The organism is Gordonia sp. BP-119 (assembly GCF_016924115.1).
In the GTDB taxonomy this organism is placed as follows: domain Bacteria; phylum Actinomycetota; class Actinomycetes; order Mycobacteriales; family Mycobacteriaceae; genus Gordonia; species Gordonia hongkongensis.
On record NZ_JAFFZF010000009.1, the window covers coordinates 86,655 to 102,408 of the forward strand.

A 15,754-nucleotide genomic window follows, 5' to 3' on the forward strand; every position below is an offset into this window, starting at 1 on the left:
GGTGCAGGGTGCGTCAGACGTCAGACGGCGTCGCCGCCGTCGATGCTGCCGAAGTCACCGACCTCGACATTGCCCTCGCCGTCGACCGCGGTGTCGAAGGTGCCGTCACCGTCGGTGTCGGCGACGGCGATGTCGGTGAGGCCGTCGGCGTCGGTGTCGGCCTCGATCACGTCGATCTCGCCGTCGGCATCGGTGTCGTAGGCGATCGAGTCGGCCTGGCCGTCGCCGTCGGTGTCGAGGATGGCGTCGGTGGTGCCGTCACCGTCGACGTCGGTGAGTGCGGCGTCGACGGCTCCGTCGCCATCGGTGTCGACGAGAACGGCGTCGGCAGGGATCTCGGTGCTCATTGGTATGTCCTTCCAAGTGGGGTGAGTGCTTCTGGGCGGTTCATGTACTTGGAGGCGACGTCGGGGACGAATGTTCCCGGGGTGCCGGGAGTCGTTCGGATGACCGATCCGGCGACCGACTACCGTTTGGTCTCGTATCACTCGACTTCGGAGGTTCACTGTGCAACAGATCGGCGTCATCGGCGGAGGCACCATGGGAGCGGGCATCGCGGAGGTGTGTGCGAAGGCCGGCAGCGATGTCGTGATCGTGGAGGTCAAGCAGGAGTTCGCCGACGCCGCGCGGGCGCGGGTGGAGAAGTCGCTGGCCAAGGCGGTCAGCAAGAACAAGCTGGCGCAGGACGACGCCGACGCCGCCCTCGGACGTCTGCGGGTGACGACCGACTACGCCGACCTCGCCGATCGCGAGCTGGTGATCGAGGCGGCCCCGGAGATCGAGGAGCTCAAGCGGCAGATCTTCGCGAACCTCGACGAGGCGACCGGCGCGAACACCATCCTCGCGACCAACACGTCGTCGATCCCGATCATCAAGGTCGCGACCGCGACGAAGACCCCCGAACGCGTTGTCGGCGTGCACTTCTTCAACCCGGTACCGGTGATGCCGCTGGTCGAGATCATCTCCACGCTGACCACCGCGCCGGAGACGGCCGACGCCGTGAGCGCATACGTCACCGACACCCTCGGCAAGACCGCGGTCCGCGCGGGTGACCGCTCCGGCTTCATCGTCAACGCGCTGCTCATCCCGTACCTGTGCCAGGCCATCCGGATGTTCGACTCGGGCTACGCCTCGGCCGAGGACATCGACCTCGCGATGAAGGGCGGCTGCGGCTACCCGATGGGTCCGCTGACCCTGCTCGACACCATCGGTCTCGACGTGACGCTCTCCGCCGCGGAGTCGCTGTACGCGGAATTCGCCGAACCCCACTACGCGCCGCCGGCGCTGCTGCGTCGCATGGTCGATGCCGGCCGCCTCGGACGGAAGACCGGTCACGGTTTCTACACCTACTGACAGCTGGATCGCCGACGCCGAGCCCCGGCTCACCTTCGGGTGAGCCGGGGTTCGGCGTATGGCGGAGTCTTTCGGCTCCGGGATTGTCGGCCCGCGTGCTCCCCGCTAAGCTGACAGCAATCAGACAACAAGCGTTATCAGAATGGGTGGGGTCATGACGCAATCCGATGAGCGGATGTCGCGGGTGGAGATGGACAACATCGACAGCAGCTTCTTCGCGCGTTCCCTGCTCTCGATGGGGCAGACGATGAGCACGACGAACGTCATCATGCAGCTCGCCAATCCGGCGGTCGGCTACGGTGTCGCGCACAGCAAGGTCGAGAACGGGCGGCTCGACAAACATCCGGTCAAACGCGCACGGACCACCGCGTCGTATCTGGCGGTCGCGATTCTCGGCAACGCCGACGACCGGCGCCGGTACCGGCACGCCGTCAACCGCCAGCACGCGAAGGTGCGCTCCGACGAGAACAGTCCCGTGGAGTACAACGCGATGAACACCGACCTGCAGCTCTGGGTCGCGGCGTGCCTCTACTTCGGGTGGGAGGACATCTACGAGCGTGTCCACGGACCGCTGCAGGGCGCGGATCGCGAGAAGTTCTACCAGCAGGGCAAGGTCTGCGGGACGACGCTGCAGATGCCGGCCGAGGCGTGGCCCGCCACGCGCGACGAGTTCACCACCTACTGGGACGACCAGGTCTCGCGCATCGAGATCAGCGACGAGATCCGGGACTTCCTCCTCGACATCGCCAATTTCGGTTACGCGCCGGAACGCATCCAGGAGAAGTACGGTCCGGTCAAACTGCGGCGGACCATCGGCTATCTGCCGCAGCCGTTCCGCGACGCACTCCGGGTCGAGTGGACCGACGAGGATCAGGCGTGGTTCGACGGCTACGTCGGCCGGTTGGTGGAGAAAGAGCGTCGCACTCCGCTGTGGGTGTCGCAGTTGGGTTTCCGGCTCCTGCTGGCCGATGTCCGGCTTCGGGTCAAGATGGGGCGGCCGCTCGTCTAAGAGGCGCCGGCGCCGCTCCGGCGCGCGGCCAGGAAGGCGAGTGTTCCGGCGCCCAGGCACGCAACGGCGCCGACCGCGAGACCGACGCGCGCGCCGAATGTCTCGATGATCGCGCCGACGATCGGACCACCGATCGGCGTCGAGCCCATGAACGCCACCGACCACAGCGCCATCACCCGGCCCCGCATCCGCGGTTCGGAATTGAGCTGCAGGGTCGCGTTTCCCGTCGACATGAAGGTGACACTCAACCAGCCGACCCCGAAGAGTGCGCAGATCGCCGTCGGGAGGTTCGGGGCGAGTGCGGTCGCCGCGACGGCGACCCCGAAGCCGAAGGCCGCCAGCGTGAGTGGGCGCAGTCCGGTGTTCCCGCGAGCCGCGACCACGAGTCCGCCGACGACCGCACCCACTCCCATCGCCGACGTCATGAAACCGAGGGCTTGCGGCCCGCCGTCGAACACGAAGTCCGCGGCGGCGGGCAGCGTGACCGGGAAGTTGTACGTCAGGGTGCCGACGAGCGCCATCGTGGCGAGCGGGATCCACAGCACAGGACGACTCCGCACGTATCGAAGACCCTCGCGCAGCTGGCCTTTGGCGCGCGGAACCGGTGATTCGGCGGTGATCTTCGATGAGTCGAGCGCAAGCAGCGACGCGACCACGGCGATGAAGCTGACCGCGTTGATCGCGAAGCACAGACCGGAACCGACGAGGGCCAGGATCACCCCGGCCACCGCCGGGCCCACGGCGCGAGCGGCGTTCACCATGACCGAGTTGAGGGTGACCGCGTTGCGGATGAGGTCCTTGCCGACGATCTGATGGATGAACGCCTGTCGCGCCGGCTGTTCGAAGGCGTGGCCGAGCCCGAGCATCACCGCCAGCACGCCGACGTGCCAGACCTGCACCACCCCGGTGAGGGTGACGGCGGCGAGCGCCGCGGCCAGCAGCCCCATCATCGACTGCAGGACGATGAGCAGGCGTCGGCGGTCGACGCGATCGGCGATAACGCCCGCGTACGGCCCGATGAGCAGAACCGGTAGCGCCTGCAGAGCGACGATGAGTCCCAGGACGGACGCCGATCCGCTCAGCGTCAGCACGAGCCACGCCTGCGCCGTTGCCTGCATCCACGAACCCGTCATCGAGACGGCCATGCCGGCGTAGAACAGGCGGTAGTTGGGGATGCGCAACGACGCGAACATGCTCGTCCGGTCGGCGTCGTCGGGGCGACGACCGCCCGGTTCGCGCTCCCGCGGCACGTCTCCGATCTCGGGAACACGGTCGTCGGTCATCGACGACCATCGTAGGCGCGTGCGCCTCCACCCAGGGGTCCGCCTCCAGTAGGGTCGGCGGGATGACGCAGACGGTGATCGTGTCGGGCGGGACGGGCGGCCTGGGGTCGGCGGTCACCCGCACGTTGCTCGACGACGGATGGCGCGTGGTGGTGCCCGGGCGCACCGAAGCCGGGTTGTCACGCCTCCCGGAATCGGACCGGTTGGTCGGTGTGCACGCCGACCTCTTCGACGAGGCGTCGGTCGCCGAGGTCGTGGCGATCGCCGCGAGCGACGCGTCGGCGCCGGTCACCGCGGTGGTGAACCTGGTGGGCGGGTTCGCGATGGGGGAGCGGGTCGACGCGACGCCGGTCGACGAGTTCGAGCGACTGCTCCGGCTCAACCTGCGGCCGCTGTATCTGCTGTCCGCGGCGGCCATTCCGACGATCATCGAGGCCGGCGGCGGGTCGATCGTCGGGGTGTCGGCGAAGGCGGCGTTCGCGCCCTTCTCCGGTGCGGCGGGCTACATCACGTCGAAAGCAGCGGTGTGGGCGTTCATCAGTGCGCTCGCCGCCGAGTACAAGTCCGACGGCATCCGGGCCAATGCGATTCTGCCGTCGGTGATCGACACCCCGGGCAACCGCGCCAGTCAACCGGATTCGTCGCGGGCGGGCTGGGTGTCGCCCGAGTCGATCGCTCAGACGATCTCGTTCCTGGTCTCCGACGCCTCGAGTGCGATCACCGGCGCGCAGGTCCCCGTGCCGGGCGTCGGCTGAGCCGGAGAACCGCTGGTGCGCAAGAATCTGCGTTGAGCGATGGTGTAATCGATCGCACCGCAGACGATTCAACGATGCCTGCGTGGAAGTCGCATGCGGGATCGCATCTGTCGACTACCCCGGCAGCGGGTCACCGTTCTCGCGCTTGCGCGGGAGCCATGTTGCGAGGGTCCGGCCCAACGTCTGAACCAGCTCGGAACCGAACACGCACAGCGTCTTCTCCCACGGATGTCCGAATGTGCCAGTGCTGAAGTCGGGCCGAGCGAAGATGTAGTAGTCGCCGTTCGGGAACACCGGCACCGGCCACTCTGCGTCGAACGTCTCGGCATGTGCCGCTGCATTGAGCCGATAGCCGGGATGCTGCCAGTCGAGCACAATCCAGTAAGGATCGTCCTGCACGTGGACGAAGCAACGCTGCGCCTCGGCGTTGATCGCATCGAATTGGGCGCTCCACACGCCGGGAGAGTTCTCCGGGACAGACAGGTCGAAGGTTACCGACGGAGCAGGATCGACAACTGCGGGCCAGTCTGTCGGGTAGATGCTGGGCCGGAACGATCGAAACCGATCACGGAACAACTCCCACGCCACGTCCTCTTCGTCTCGGGGCAGGTAGCTCCATCCCGGCGGTAGCGGGTTTCCGTGGTCGAGGGCCCAACGCATCATCGGACCATCGTCGCAGAGCGTAGCGGGCGGAACACCTTCATCACGTTCCGCCACAGCACTCTCAGACGACATCCGATGGTGCGCGGCGCCAGACGAAGAGACCCACCGCGACGAGGATCTGCCCGCAGATCAGCGCGGCGGGGAGGGCAAGCAGTTCCCAACCGGTCGTGCCGAAGTTCGTCGCCCACACGACGATCGCTGCGCCGAGCGCTAGGGTGGTCAACTGGCCGAGGGTCGTGAGGATCGACGCCACCGTGCGCGAGCGTCCCCGAAAGACACACGCGCCGCCGACGATCAGTGCAACGAAGGCGCACAGCAAGCCGATCAGCGTCGGGAACACCACCATGTACTCGAAGCCGCCTGAGACCTCGACAACACCTGACAGAACGAGTGATGGCACGACGAACGACAAGATGACCACCGTGCACAGCACCGAGATGATCGAGGCGAATCGCAGTGTCTTCATCCAGTCACGGTATCTGCGGTACGGATTCCATTCGGTTCTCCGTCCGTCGTGTCTCGTCCCCCCACGGCCAGGGGTTCGTTCCGACCGTCGGCCCACGCGGATGTGGCCGGTCCACAGCAACGAAAACAGCCGTACTGCTGCCGTCAACACGTACATTGAGCATGTGCTGCTCGCCGAGGCCGGACTGTCGGAATGCGCGAGAGACGCTGCGTGCAGCGCTGACTTCAACCGGCCGTTCTACATCGCGTTCGCATTGCTGGTCTTGTTCTCGGTGTGGTTCACCCTGTCGATGTTCGCGACCGTCGACGTCGTCGGTCATCATCTCGGCCTACGAGGCAGTCTGTCGTGGGTGGGGGTCGTGTGGCTTGTCCCGGTCGTCGGAGCAGCTGTGTGGCGGCTGAGCCGGTGGCAATGGCTGGTCAGGCGCAACTCTCTCGAGTGACGCGAGGACTCGAACGTGATGGAAGCCGGAGACGTACGGTGAGAACCGCGGCAGCGCAACCGAAGATGTCAATCGCGATTGGGTCGCGCGTGCACATAGGCTTCGACGACGGTGCGCATCACCGGTTTTCCGTCACCGTTGCGCAGCTCCGCCGACGAGGTGACCAGAGCGCGGGCACGGTCATCGAACTCGATCGCGTCGATGACGGTCGACCCGGTGAGGGTGTCGCCGGGGCGGACGGGACGCAGGAATTCGACGTCGCCCAGTCGCTTGCCCGCGATCACCCGCCAATTGTTCAGCACGCCGGTGACATTGAGCCTCTGGTAGATCGACATCGTGTGCAGCCCACTGGCGATCAGCCCGCCGTAGGGGCCGCGTTCGGCAACGGCCTTGTCCACGTGGAAGTCCTGCGGATCCCATGCGCGGGCGAAGTCGAGCAGTTCGTCTTCGCTGACGTGATGCGTGCCGAACTCGAAGATCTGGCCCACGGACAGGTCATCGGCCCACAAGCGGTCCGATGCGTCGCTCACCTCAGGTCTGCCGCGATCTTCGGCCAGGTGGTCTCGAGGTCGCGTTCCCAGTAACCCCAGGAGTGGGTGCCGCTCGGCCGGAAGGTGACTTCGTGCGGCACCTTGAGCGCCCGCATGCGCGACACCATCTGCTTGGTGCACTCGTTGACCGCGGCCTCGATGATGCCGCCGATGACCATCTGGTTGGCCAGTGTCAGCGGATCGCCGGCGACCAGCGGTGCCTCGAGCCGGTCGAACTGTCCGGGCATGCCGGTGCCGCTGGTCATGTAGACCTTGGTGCCGCGCAGCTTGTCCGCGTGGATGTACGGGTCGTTGTCCCGCCACCCGGCCGAATTGACCGGTCCCCACATGTTGTTCAGGTTGCCCTGCCCGCGGTCGGCGACGACCATCCGGATGTAGGCCTGTCCCACCGGGTCGCTGGTACGCGCGCATCCGCTGTAGGCGGCGGCCGACCGGTAGAGCTTCGGTGCGGCGATCGCGAGGTTGAGCACCGATGTCCCGGCCATCGAGATCCCGGCGATGGCGTTGACCTTGGTGGTGTCGAATTCCTTGTCCACCAGCGGCGGGAGCTCCTTGGTGAGGAACGTCGTCCACTTGTTGCGGCCGAGTACCGGATCGTCGTGCTGCCAGTCGGTGTAATAGGAGAACGCGCCGCCGATCGGCGTGACGACGTTGACCTCTTTGTCGGAGAAGAACTTCGCGTACTGGGTCTTGGCCGCCCAGGTCGCGGAGTCCTCGCCGCCGCCGGCGCCGTTGAGCAGGTAGAGCGTGGGGCGCGACTTGGTGGTGTCCTTGGGGCGCAACACGTTGACGGGGATGAGTTTGCGCATCGCCGCCGAGTACACGATGAGTGTCGACTGCTGGGCGGAGTCGTGGACCACGGTGTCTATGCGAGCGCGATCGGGATCGGGGGTCGGCTCGGCCAGCGCGGCCGGAGCCCATCCGGCGGTCGCGACCGCAACGGCAGATCCGACGACGCACAGTCGTCGCAACCAGGAGGATCGCACCACTAGCCCCTTCTGTTAACAGAATTCTCAGACGTAACAAAGGTAGCCGAGTTCGACTGGCGCTCCCAAGTCGAGAAGGTGCTCGTCACCCAGTTGTGACGTCACGTTCGAGGGGAGAACCCGATTACTTGACGCGATCCTTGAGCAGGAGCCGGACGGTGAGTTCGAGCCGGTTCGTGACGTCGGTCGCCGACGCGCGACGGGTCAGCCACTGCACCAGGTTCGACATCCACACATCGGAGAGGACGCGCGCGATCGCGAGATCTTCCTCGGTGGGTTCGCCGTCGTCGACGATCGCTCCGGCGAGGAGCCGGTCGATGATCCCGGCGACCTGGTCGACCTCGGCGGTCGCCGACGCGTCGGCGAACATGAACGCACGCGTCATCGCCTCGGTGAGAAGCGGATCGCGCTGCATGGCGAAGGTGATCATGTCCAGGACATGACGGAGGCGGTCGATCGCGGTGTCGCCGCGCAACTGCGAACGATCGACCTTCGACTCGACTCGCTCGAACTCGCGGGCGAGCGCGGTGACGAGAAGGTGGACCTTCGACGGGAAGTAGCGGTACAGCGTCCCGACGGCGACGTCGGCCTTGTCGGCGACGGTGCGCATCTGCACGGCGTCGTATCCGCCCTTGGACGCCAGCGCGAGGGTGGCGTCGAGGATGCGGCGGCGGCGTTCGCGCTGCGCGGTGGAGCCGGCTTCGGGCGAGGCGGCCGGCGCCGCAGCCCCGTTGGGGGCGTCGACCGCGGCGTTGCCGGGTGCAGAACGGGCCATGTGCTCTCGAACATCCTCACGTGATCAAACGTCTCAATGGGTGGATCGTGGGTGGCTACCCGATCCGAGTACACCCATGGCATATTAGAACAGGTTCTAATTATTCGGCACAACTCGACATACAGGGATTGCCAGTGACAATCGCCACGTCTTCCGAGCAGATCGCGGTCCGTGACAGCATCGCGTCCTGGGCGCGCTCCACCAGTGTGACCGACATCGTGCGGTCCGACCTCGACAAGCCGAGCGACCAGTGGACCGGTCTATTTTCGCAGATCGCCGATCTGGGCGTGTTCGCCGCCGCGGTCCCCGAGGCGTCCGACGGTCTCGGCGCGAGTTTCCTCGACGTGGCCGCCATGCTCGAGCAGTGTGGGGCCGATCTCGTCCCCGGCCCGCTCGGTCCGACGGTGACCGCAGCGATCGCGCTGGCGGTTCGCCGTGCGGATTCGCCGCAGGGCGACACCGACCGGTCTGCCGGACTGCTGGGCGAGGTGCTGGCCGGGTCGGTGCCGGTGGTGACGCCCGCGACGAGTTACGCCGGGGTGGCCCTCGAACTGTCCGGCGGCGACCTCGACCTCGGACTCGTCGGCGGGTACGTCGAGGGGTGCGCCGTGCTGGTCGAATTCGGGACCGACGATCGGGAACGGTCCTGGTGGATCCTCCCGCCGGGTGCGGGAGTCGCCGACGTCACGCCGCAGACCCCGCTCGACGGAACCGCGTCGGTCAGCCACGTGACACTGTCCGGGGTCGCCGTCGAGGACCTCGTCGAACTGGGCGACGGGACGTTCGTCGCGGGCCTGCTGTCGGCGGCGCTCGCCGCTTATCAGAGCGGCGTCACCCGGTGGGCTCTCGACACCGCCGTCGAATACGCGAAGGTCCGCACCCAGTTCGGGGTGCCGATCGGGTCGTTCCAGGCGATCAAGCACATCTGCGCCGAGATGCTGTGCCGCAGCGAACGCGTCACCGCGGTCGCGTGGGATGTCGCCGGCGCGGTCGACGACGTGCTGGCGGCCGGGGCGGGGGACGGGCTCGCTCCGGCCCTCGAGCAACTCGAGATCAGCAGGCTGGCGGCCGACGTCGTGGTCGGTCGCGACCCGGTCGCCAACACCAAGGACTGCGTTCAGGTCCTCGGCGGCATCGGGTTCACCTTCGAGCACGATGCCCACCTGTATCTGCGCGCCGCACTCGCCGCGCAGGCGTCGCTCGCGAACGCGTCGTCGCACGCCGCCACCCTCGCCCGGCGCGGGCTCGCGGGGGCGCGACGGCGCTTCCGTCTGGACCTCTCGCAGGTCGAGGACCGGCGCGACGAGGTCCGCACCACCGTCGCGAGGATCGCCGACGCCGAACCCGATGATCGTCGCCGTCTCCTCGCCGAGACCGGCTACCTGACCCCGCACTGGCCGGCGCCGCACGGTCTGGGGGCGGATGCTGCGATGCAGCTGCTGATCGACACCGAGCTCGAGGCGGCCGGGATCGACCGGCCCGACCTGGTGATCGGCGCATGGGCGATCCCGACGATCCTGGAACACGGCACCGACGCGCAGCGCGAGCGGTTCGTCGCCCCGACGCTGGCCGGCGACATCGTGTGGTGCCAGCTGTTCTCCGAACCCGAGGCCGGCTCGGACCTGGCCGCGTTGCGCACACGGGCGGAACGGGTCGACGCCGGCTGGCGCCTGGACGGCCAGAAGATCTGGACCTCGCAGGCGCACAACGCCCAGTGGGCGATCTGCCTCGCGCGCACCGATCCCGAAGCGCCGAAGAACAAGGGCATCACCTACTTCCTCGTCGACATGGGTTCGCCTGGCATCGACATCCGGCCGCTGCGCGAGCTCTCCGGGCGGGCCAACTTCAACGAGGTCTTCCTCGACGGTGTGGTCGTGCCGGACGACTGTGTCGTCGGCGAGATCAACGGCGGCTGGCGGCTGGCCCGCACCACCCTCGCGAACGAGCGGGTGGCGATGGGCGGTACCGGCCTCGGCAAGGAGATGGAGTCGCTGCTCTCGCAGGTGCGGTCGATGGATCGGGAGCTGACCGCCGAGGAGCTAGCGTCGCTCGGCACCCAGCTCGCCGACGCCCACGTCGGCCGGGTCCTCGACGCGAGGGCGGCGACCAGGCAACTGGCCGGGCTCGACCCCGGTGCGTTGTCGAGCGTGCGCAAGCTGATCGGCGTCGAACATCGCCAATCGGTACCCGATCTCGCGCTGCGGCTCCTGGGGGTCGCGGGTCTGGCGGCGACCGAGGCGTCCGACGCGGTCCTGCAGAACCGCTGCCTCTCGATCGCGGGCGGCACCACTCAGATCCTGCGCACGGCCGCGGCGGAACGCATTCTCGGTTTGCCGCGGTAACCGGCTGCGGCGAAAGTGCCGAAACCGCAGATAAACGCCGATTCCGACACCCTTGCGCGCGGACTCTGATACAACTAGAACAGGTTCTAGTTCTTGACGGGTTCATGGTGAGGGAGGCACAGGGTGGACTTTGCCCTGGACGGCACGGCGATCGCGGTTCGCGACGTCGCCGAGGACGTGTTCGCGCGACGACAGCCCGACTGGGAGTCGACGTTCGGTGGGCGTCATTCCGGTGGGACGGCAGCGGCCGAGCAGGAGGCGACCCGCGGCGGGTTCGAGGCCGATGGCTGGCAGGCGCTCGTCGACGCCGGACTGCTCGCCCTGCCCCTTCCGGCCTCGCTCGACGGTGACGAGGTCGACGAGTCGGGTCTGCTCCCGTTGTTCCGCCGGATGGGCCGGGCCGCGGCGGTGACGCCGGCGCTCGGATCGCTGACCGCGGCGCTCGTGTTCGCCAGGGCCGCCGCCCACGACGGCGAGGGATCGGTGTGGGCGCGGTTCGGGGGTTCGCTCACCGGCGGCAGTTGGGTGTCGGTGGCGATCGGCGAACACGGCGACGCCCTGACGGCGCATCCGCGGACCTCGGTCCGTGACGGGCGGCTCACCGGCACGAAGGTCGGCGTCCTGCACGCCGACGGTGCCTCGCTGTTCCTGGTGGCCGCCGATGCCGGTGTCGTCGCCGTCTCGCCCGCCGCCGACGGGGTCACCATCACGCGCACGCCGACCTCGAGCGGCTGGGGCGAGTACACGGTGGCCTTCGACGACGTACCCGTCGACGACGCCGACATCGTGGTCCGCGACCTCGCGATCCTCCGTGATCGCTACCGCCTGGCGCTGTGCGCCTACGCCGACGGCCTGGTCGCCGGCGCCACCCGACTGACCGCCGACCACGTCTCCACGCGCGAGCAGTTCGGCAAGCCGATCGCCTTGTTCCAGGCGGTGGGCCAGCAGCTCGCCGACATCTACGTCGTCGGCCGGTCGATGGAACTCGCGACCACCTCGGCGGCCTGGCGGTTGTCCGAAGGTCTGGACGCCGCAACCGATCTCGCGATCGCCGCCTACTGGCTGGCCGAGGAGGTCCCACCGACCACGCGGACGATGACCCACCTGCACGGCGGCATCGGCGTCGACATCACCTATCCGCTTCACCGCTACTTCTCGCTCACCAAAGACCTCGCGCGTCTGGTGGGCGGAGCGCACGTGCGGCTCGACGAGCTCGCCGACATCACCGACGTCCCCGCCGACGACACCCGTATCGCAGAGGTGCCCGATGTTCATTGATCTCACCCCCGAACAGCGCGCGCTGCGCGCGGAACTGCGCGAGTACTTCGCCGACCTCGTCACTGCCGACGAGGCAGCGGTGATGCTGACCGAACGCCACGGCCCGACCTACCGCAAGGTCATCAAGCGGATGGGTGACGACGGCTGGCTGGGCGTCGGCTGGCCGACGGAGTTCGGCGGCAAGGGTTTCGGTGAGATCGAACAGCAGATCTTCACCAACGAAGCCGTGCGCGCCGACGTCCCGCTGCCGGCGGTGACGTTGCAGACCGTCGGGCCGACGCTGCAGGTCCACGGCACCGAGGAGCAGAGGCAGAAGTTCCTGCCCGCGATCCTGGCCGGTGATGTGCACTTCGCCATCGGGTACACCGAACCCGAGGCCGGCACCGACCTGGCGTCGTTGACCACCACCGCCGTCCGCGACGGCGACCACTATGTGGTCAACGGCCAGAAGATCTTCACGACCGGCGGTCACGACGCCGACTACATCTGGCTCGCCGTCCGCACCGATCGGGATGCTCCCAAGCACAAGGGCATCTCGATCCTCATCGTCGACACCTCCGACCCCGGTTTCACGTGGACGCCGATCATCACCGCCGACGGCGCGCACCACGTGAATGCCACCTACTACCAGGATGTTCGGGTTCCGGTGTCGATGCGGGTCGGCGAGGAGGGGGGCGGGTGGAAGCTGATCACCACCCAGCTCAATCACGAGCGCGTCATGCTCGGCCCCGCCGGTCGTATCGACGGACTCGCGGCCCGGGTGCGTGCCTGGGCGCAGCGGCCGGGCCCCGACGGGACGGTCATCGCCAAGCATCCCGACGTCCGTCGCGCGCTCGCGACCATCGACGCCTACGGCCGCATCAACGAGTTGCTCAACTGGCAGGTGGCCGCGACAGGTGAGGCCATCTCGATGGCCGACGCGGCGGCCACCAAGGTGTTCTCGACCGAACGCATCCAGACCGTCTGCCGGATGGTCGACGAGATCATCGGGCGCTACGGCGATTTCGCCGATCCGGAGACCGCGGCGCTGGTGAACTGGCTCGACGTCCAGGAGAAGCGTCACGTCGTCATCACGTTCGGCGGTGGCGTCAACGAGGTCATGCGCGACATGATCGCGACCGCCGGCCTCGGACTCCCGCGGGCCAAGCGGTGAGCGCGCCCGAGCTCGCCCGCGACGGCGTCGCCGGAGACGAGGCGATCCGAGCCGCCGCGCAGGAGATCATCGACGCCGGACCGAGCGTACCGGTCGCCGGGCGGGACCCGATCAATCAGCCCATGATCAACAACTGGGTCGAGGCGATGGGCGACACGAACCCCGTCTACACCGACGACGCGGCGGCCCGGGACGCCGGCCATCCCGGCATCGTCGCGCCGCCCGCGATGGCGCAGGTGTGGACGATGCGCGGCCTTCACGGGGTGCGGACCGCGGACGATCCGCTGGGTCGCGCGAGCGAACTCTTCGACGAGGCCGGCTTCACCTCGGTGGTGGCGACCAACTGCGACACCGTCTATCACCGCTACACCCGCCCGGGCGAGGAGGTCGCGCTGTCGGCCGAACTCGTCGAGGTCGTCGGGCCGAAGAACACCGCGCTCGGCGAGGGCTGGTTCTTCACCACCCGCAACGTCTGGTCGGTCGGCGGAGACGACGGGGCGCGTGAGGTCGTCGCCGAGATGCGGTTCCGCATCCTGAAGTTCCGCCCCGCCGCACGCGCTGCCGCCGAGCCGGTTTCCGACGCCGGGGTGCCCGACGATCTCGACCCGGCTCGCTTGCTCAAGCCGAGCGCGTCGAGGGACACCGCCTTCTTCTGGGAGGGCGTCGCCGCCCACGAGTTGCGCATCCAGCGCGACGGCGACGGTGCACTGCGGCATCCGCCGGTCCCGGCGACCTGGAAGCCGCGCGAGGCCGACGGAACCGTCCCGCCAACGGATTACGTGGTCGCGGCCGGTACCGGCACCGTCTACAGCTATGTCGTGCATCGAGCGCCGAAGGTGCCCGGGCGGCGGTTGCCGTTCGTCGTGGCCCTCGTCGAACTCGACGAGGGAATCCGTATGCTCGGTGAGCTCCGGGGCGTCGAACCCGAGGAGGTGGCCATCGGCATGCCGGTGCGCGCCACCTATCTGGATTTTCCGGCCGATGACGAGGCCGGGACCCCGGCCTGGACCCTGCACGCGTGGGAGCCGGCCGTGCCTACCGAAGGGGATCCCGCATGACGAGCGTTGCCACCGACCCCGCTGCCGTCGGAACGACGCTGCCGGCGTTGACGATCGAGGCGACCCCGACGTTCGTCGTGGCGACCGCGCTCGCCACACGCGACTTCCAGGACGTGCATCATGATCGCGATCTCGCGCAGGCGAAGGGGTCCAAGGACATCTTCGTCAACATCCTCACCGACACCGGGCTGGTCGAGCGGTTCGTGACCGATTGGGCTGGCCCGACCGCCCGAATCCGCTCCATCGCGCTGAAACTCGGTGTGCCCTGGTACGCCTACGACACGGTCGCCTTCACCGGCGAGGTCACCGCGGTCGACGCCGGGGTCATCACCGTCGCCGTGACCGGGACGAATTCGCTGGGCAAGCACGTCATCTCGACCGTCACGCTGACGATCGGTGCGACCGAACCCGACACGGTCGGTTCGCCCGCGGGTCGAGGGGAGGGACTCTGATGGGATCACTGTCCGGTCAGGCGGTCATCGCCGGCATCGGCGCCACCGAGTTCTCCAAGGATTCCGGACGCAGCGAACTACGACTCGCCGCGGAGTCGGTGTCGGCGGCGATCGCCGACGCCGGTCTCACACCCGCCGACGTCGACGGTCTCGTCACGTTCACGATGGACACCAACAGCGAGATCTCCGTCGCCCGGGCCGTGGGGATCGGGGACCTGACCTACTTCTCGCGCATTCACTACGGCGGTGGTGCGGCGTGTGCCACGGTGCAGCAGGCCGCGATGGCGGTGGCCACGGGTGTCGCCGACGTCGTGGTGGCATATCGCGCGTTCAACGAACGGTCGGGACTGCGCTTCGGGCAGGTCAATTCGGCGGTGGCGAACCAAGAGAACTCCTCGGGCACCGAGAACGCCTTCACCTACCCGCACGGGTTGTCGACACCGGCCGCGTTCGTCGCGATGATCGCGCAGCGCTACATGCACGACTTCGGCGCCACCAGTGAGGATTTCGGGCGGATCGCCGTCGTCGACCGCAAACACGCGGCGGTGAACCCGGACGCGTTCTTCTACGACAAGCCGATCACCCTGGAAGACCACCAGAACTCGCGGTACATCGCCGAGCCGTTGCACCTCCTCGACTGCTGCCAGGAATCCGACGGCGGTGTCGCGCTGGTGATCGTGTCCCCGGAACGCGCGAAAGACCTGCCGCACAAGCCCGCCGTGATCGCGGCCGCCGCGGCCGGCAGTGCTGCCGACCAGTACATCATGACCAGCTATTACCGGGACGAGCTCGCCGGTCTGCCGGAGATGGGGCTCGTCGGCCGGCAGCTGTGGTCGCAGTCGGGTCTGAACCCCGACGACATGGACATGGCGATCCTCTACGACCACTTCACCCCGTACACACTCCTGCAGCTCGAGGAGCTGGGATTCTGCGGTCGGGGCGAGGCCAAGGACTTCGTCCGGGAACCGGGTGCCCTCGAGGTGGGTGGCCGGTTGCCGCTGAACACGCACGGCGGCCAGCTGGGCGAGGCCTACATCCACGGCATGAACGGGATCGCCGAAGGGGTCCGGCAGATCCGCGGGACCTCGGTCAACCAGGTCGAGGCGGCCGAGAAGGTCGTCGTGACCGCCGGGACCGGCGTTCCCACAAGCGGATTGGTGCTGACCGCATGACAGCTGACTATCCGAT

17 protein-coding genes are annotated in these 15,754 nt (G+C 68.0%); 10 read left to right on the forward strand and 7 right to left on the reverse strand.

Annotated features, from left to right (window positions below):
• Positions 1-20 precede the first annotated feature (20 nt).
• The gene (locus JW364_RS07905) at positions 21-347 is read right to left on the reverse strand and encodes a hypothetical protein (protein ID WP_068970477.1); all 327 of its coding nucleotides are present in this window, start codon (positions 345-347) and stop codon (positions 21-23) included.
• A 160-nt stretch (positions 348-507) separates the two neighbouring features.
• Here JW364_RS07905 and JW364_RS07910 point away from each other — a divergent pair, with 160 nt between their 5' ends.
• Entirely contained in the window at positions 508-1,353 is an 846-nt protein-coding gene (locus JW364_RS07910; RefSeq protein WP_068970478.1) for a 3-hydroxybutyryl-CoA dehydrogenase, read from the forward strand.
• Positions 1,354-1,495: 142 nt separating this feature from the next.
• Positions 1,496-2,362 carry an oxygenase MpaB family protein gene (locus tag JW364_RS07915; RefSeq protein ID WP_068970479.1) on the forward strand — a complete coding sequence of 289 codons (867 nt, stop codon included), beginning with the start codon at positions 1,496-1,498 and terminating at the stop codon, positions 2,360-2,362.
• Here the strand turns inward: JW364_RS07915 and JW364_RS07920 are convergent.
• A complete protein-coding gene (locus tag JW364_RS07920) occupies positions 2,359-3,645 on the reverse strand; it encodes an MFS transporter (RefSeq protein ID WP_068970480.1) in 1,287 nt (428 codons plus the stop codon). The genes JW364_RS07915 and JW364_RS07920 overlap by 4 nt on opposite strands.
• A gap of 62 nt (positions 3,646-3,707) precedes the next feature.
• Between JW364_RS07920 and JW364_RS07925 the strand changes: the two genes are divergently transcribed.
• Positions 3,708-4,400: an SDR family NAD(P)-dependent oxidoreductase gene (locus JW364_RS07925; RefSeq protein WP_159370094.1), complete on the forward strand. Its 693-nt coding sequence runs from the start codon at positions 3,708-3,710 to the stop codon at positions 4,398-4,400.
• A 114-nt stretch (positions 4,401-4,514) separates the two neighbouring features.
• Here JW364_RS07925 and JW364_RS07930 read toward each other — a convergent pair whose 3' ends face one another.
• Together JW364_RS07930 and JW364_RS07935 are read right to left on the reverse strand one after the other, a co-directional pair.
• Positions 4,515-5,063: a DUF2716 domain-containing protein gene (locus tag JW364_RS07930; RefSeq protein WP_159370095.1), complete on the reverse strand. Its 549-nt coding sequence runs from the start codon at positions 5,061-5,063 to the stop codon at positions 4,515-4,517.
• A 61-nt stretch (positions 5,064-5,124) separates the two neighbouring features.
• Positions 5,125-5,529 (reverse strand): hypothetical protein, encoded by a 405-nt coding sequence (locus JW364_RS07935; RefSeq protein ID WP_159370096.1) that lies wholly within the window; start codon positions 5,527-5,529, stop codon positions 5,125-5,127.
• 163 nt (positions 5,530-5,692) lie between these two features.
• Between JW364_RS07935 and JW364_RS07940 the strand changes: the two genes are divergently transcribed.
• Positions 5,693-5,971, forward strand: coding sequence for a hypothetical protein (locus JW364_RS07940; protein WP_139114201.1), 279 nt, complete (start codon positions 5,693-5,695; stop codon positions 5,969-5,971).
• Between the two features lie 68 nt (positions 5,972-6,039).
• Here the strand turns inward: JW364_RS07940 and JW364_RS07945 are convergent, their stop codons facing one another.
• From JW364_RS07945 to kstR, 3 genes are all read right to left on the reverse strand, one after another.
• Positions 6,040-6,501, reverse strand: coding sequence for a MaoC/PaaZ C-terminal domain-containing protein (locus tag JW364_RS07945; protein WP_058251191.1), 462 nt, complete (start codon positions 6,499-6,501; stop codon positions 6,040-6,042).
• Positions 6,498-7,508, reverse strand: a complete 1,011-nt coding sequence (locus JW364_RS07950) for an alpha/beta hydrolase family protein (protein ID WP_065629288.1) — start codon at positions 7,506-7,508, stop codon at positions 6,498-6,500. The genes JW364_RS07945 and JW364_RS07950 overlap by 4 nt, the downstream gene beginning before the upstream one ends.
• 124 nt (positions 7,509-7,632) lie before the next feature.
• Complete coding sequence (gene kstR / locus JW364_RS07955) at positions 7,633-8,283, reverse strand: cholesterol catabolism transcriptional regulator KstR (protein ID WP_065629124.1); 651 nt, start codon at positions 8,281-8,283, stop codon at positions 7,633-7,635.
• Between the two features lie 134 nt (positions 8,284-8,417).
• Between kstR and JW364_RS07960 the strand changes: the two genes are divergently transcribed.
• The 6 genes from JW364_RS07960 to JW364_RS07985 all read left to right on the forward strand — a co-directional run bounded on the left by JW364_RS07960 (position 8,418) and on the right by JW364_RS07985 (position 15,738).
• Entirely contained in the window at positions 8,418-10,625 is a 2,208-nt protein-coding gene (locus JW364_RS07960; RefSeq protein ID WP_165630576.1) for an acyl-CoA dehydrogenase, read from the forward strand.
• Between the two features lie 123 nt (positions 10,626-10,748).
• Positions 10,749-11,903, forward strand: a complete 1,155-nt coding sequence (locus tag JW364_RS07965; RefSeq protein WP_165630575.1) for an acyl-CoA dehydrogenase family protein — start codon at positions 10,749-10,751, stop codon at positions 11,901-11,903.
• Complete coding sequence (locus JW364_RS07970) at positions 11,893-13,056, forward strand: acyl-CoA dehydrogenase family protein (RefSeq protein WP_068970485.1); 1,164 nt, start codon at positions 11,893-11,895, stop codon at positions 13,054-13,056. The genes JW364_RS07965 and JW364_RS07970 overlap by 11 nt, the downstream gene beginning before the upstream one ends.
• Entirely contained in the window at positions 13,053-14,114 is a 1,062-nt protein-coding gene (locus JW364_RS07975; RefSeq protein ID WP_205333416.1) for a bifunctional MaoC family dehydratase N-terminal/OB-fold nucleic acid binding domain-containing protein, read from the forward strand. Before JW364_RS07970 ends, JW364_RS07975 begins: the two co-directional genes overlap by 4 nt.
• The gene (locus tag JW364_RS07980) at positions 14,111-14,566 is read left to right on the forward strand and encodes a MaoC family dehydratase (RefSeq protein WP_240198815.1); all 456 of its coding nucleotides are present in this window, start codon (positions 14,111-14,113) and stop codon (positions 14,564-14,566) included. Before JW364_RS07975 ends, JW364_RS07980 begins: the two co-directional genes overlap by 4 nt.
• Entirely contained in the window at positions 14,566-15,738 is a 1,173-nt protein-coding gene (locus JW364_RS07985; RefSeq protein WP_205333417.1) for a lipid-transfer protein, read from the forward strand. The genes JW364_RS07980 and JW364_RS07985 overlap by 1 nt, the downstream gene beginning before the upstream one ends.
• The last annotated feature ends 16 nt before the right edge of the window (positions 15,739-15,754 follow it).

Bases quoted from the DNA above. Each gene is read 5' to 3' on its own strand.
- JW364_RS07905 (WP_068970477.1), bottom strand. From the start codon at position 347: ATGAGCACCGAGATCCCTGCCGACGCCGTTCTCGTCGACACCGATGGC.
- JW364_RS07915 (WP_068970479.1), top strand. From the start codon at position 1,496: ATGGGTGGGGTCATGACGCAATCCGATGAGCGGATGTCGCGGGTGGAG.
- JW364_RS07920 (WP_068970480.1), bottom strand. From the start codon at position 3,645: ATGACCGACGACCGTGTTCCCGAGATCGGAGACGTGCCGCGGGAGCGC.
- JW364_RS07925 (WP_159370094.1), top strand. From the start codon at position 3,708: ATGACGCAGACGGTGATCGTGTCGGGCGGGACGGGCGGCCTGGGGTCG.
- JW364_RS07930 (WP_159370095.1), bottom strand. From the start codon at position 5,063: ATGATGCGTTGGGCCCTCGACCACGGAAACCCGCTACCGCCGGGATGG.
- JW364_RS07935 (WP_159370096.1), bottom strand. From the start codon at position 5,529: ATGAAGACACTGCGATTCGCCTCGATCATCTCGGTGCTGTGCACGGTG.
- kstR (WP_065629124.1), bottom strand. From the start codon at position 8,283: ATGGCCCGTTCTGCACCCGGCAACGCCGCGGTCGACGCCCCCAACGGG.
- JW364_RS07970 (WP_068970485.1), top strand. From the start codon at position 11,893: ATGTTCATTGATCTCACCCCCGAACAGCGCGCGCTGCGCGCGGAACTG.
- JW364_RS07980 (WP_240198815.1), top strand. From the start codon at position 14,111: ATGACGAGCGTTGCCACCGACCCCGCTGCCGTCGGAACGACGCTGCCG.
- JW364_RS07985 (WP_205333417.1), top strand. From the start codon at position 14,566: ATGGGATCACTGTCCGGTCAGGCGGTCATCGCCGGCATCGGCGCCACC.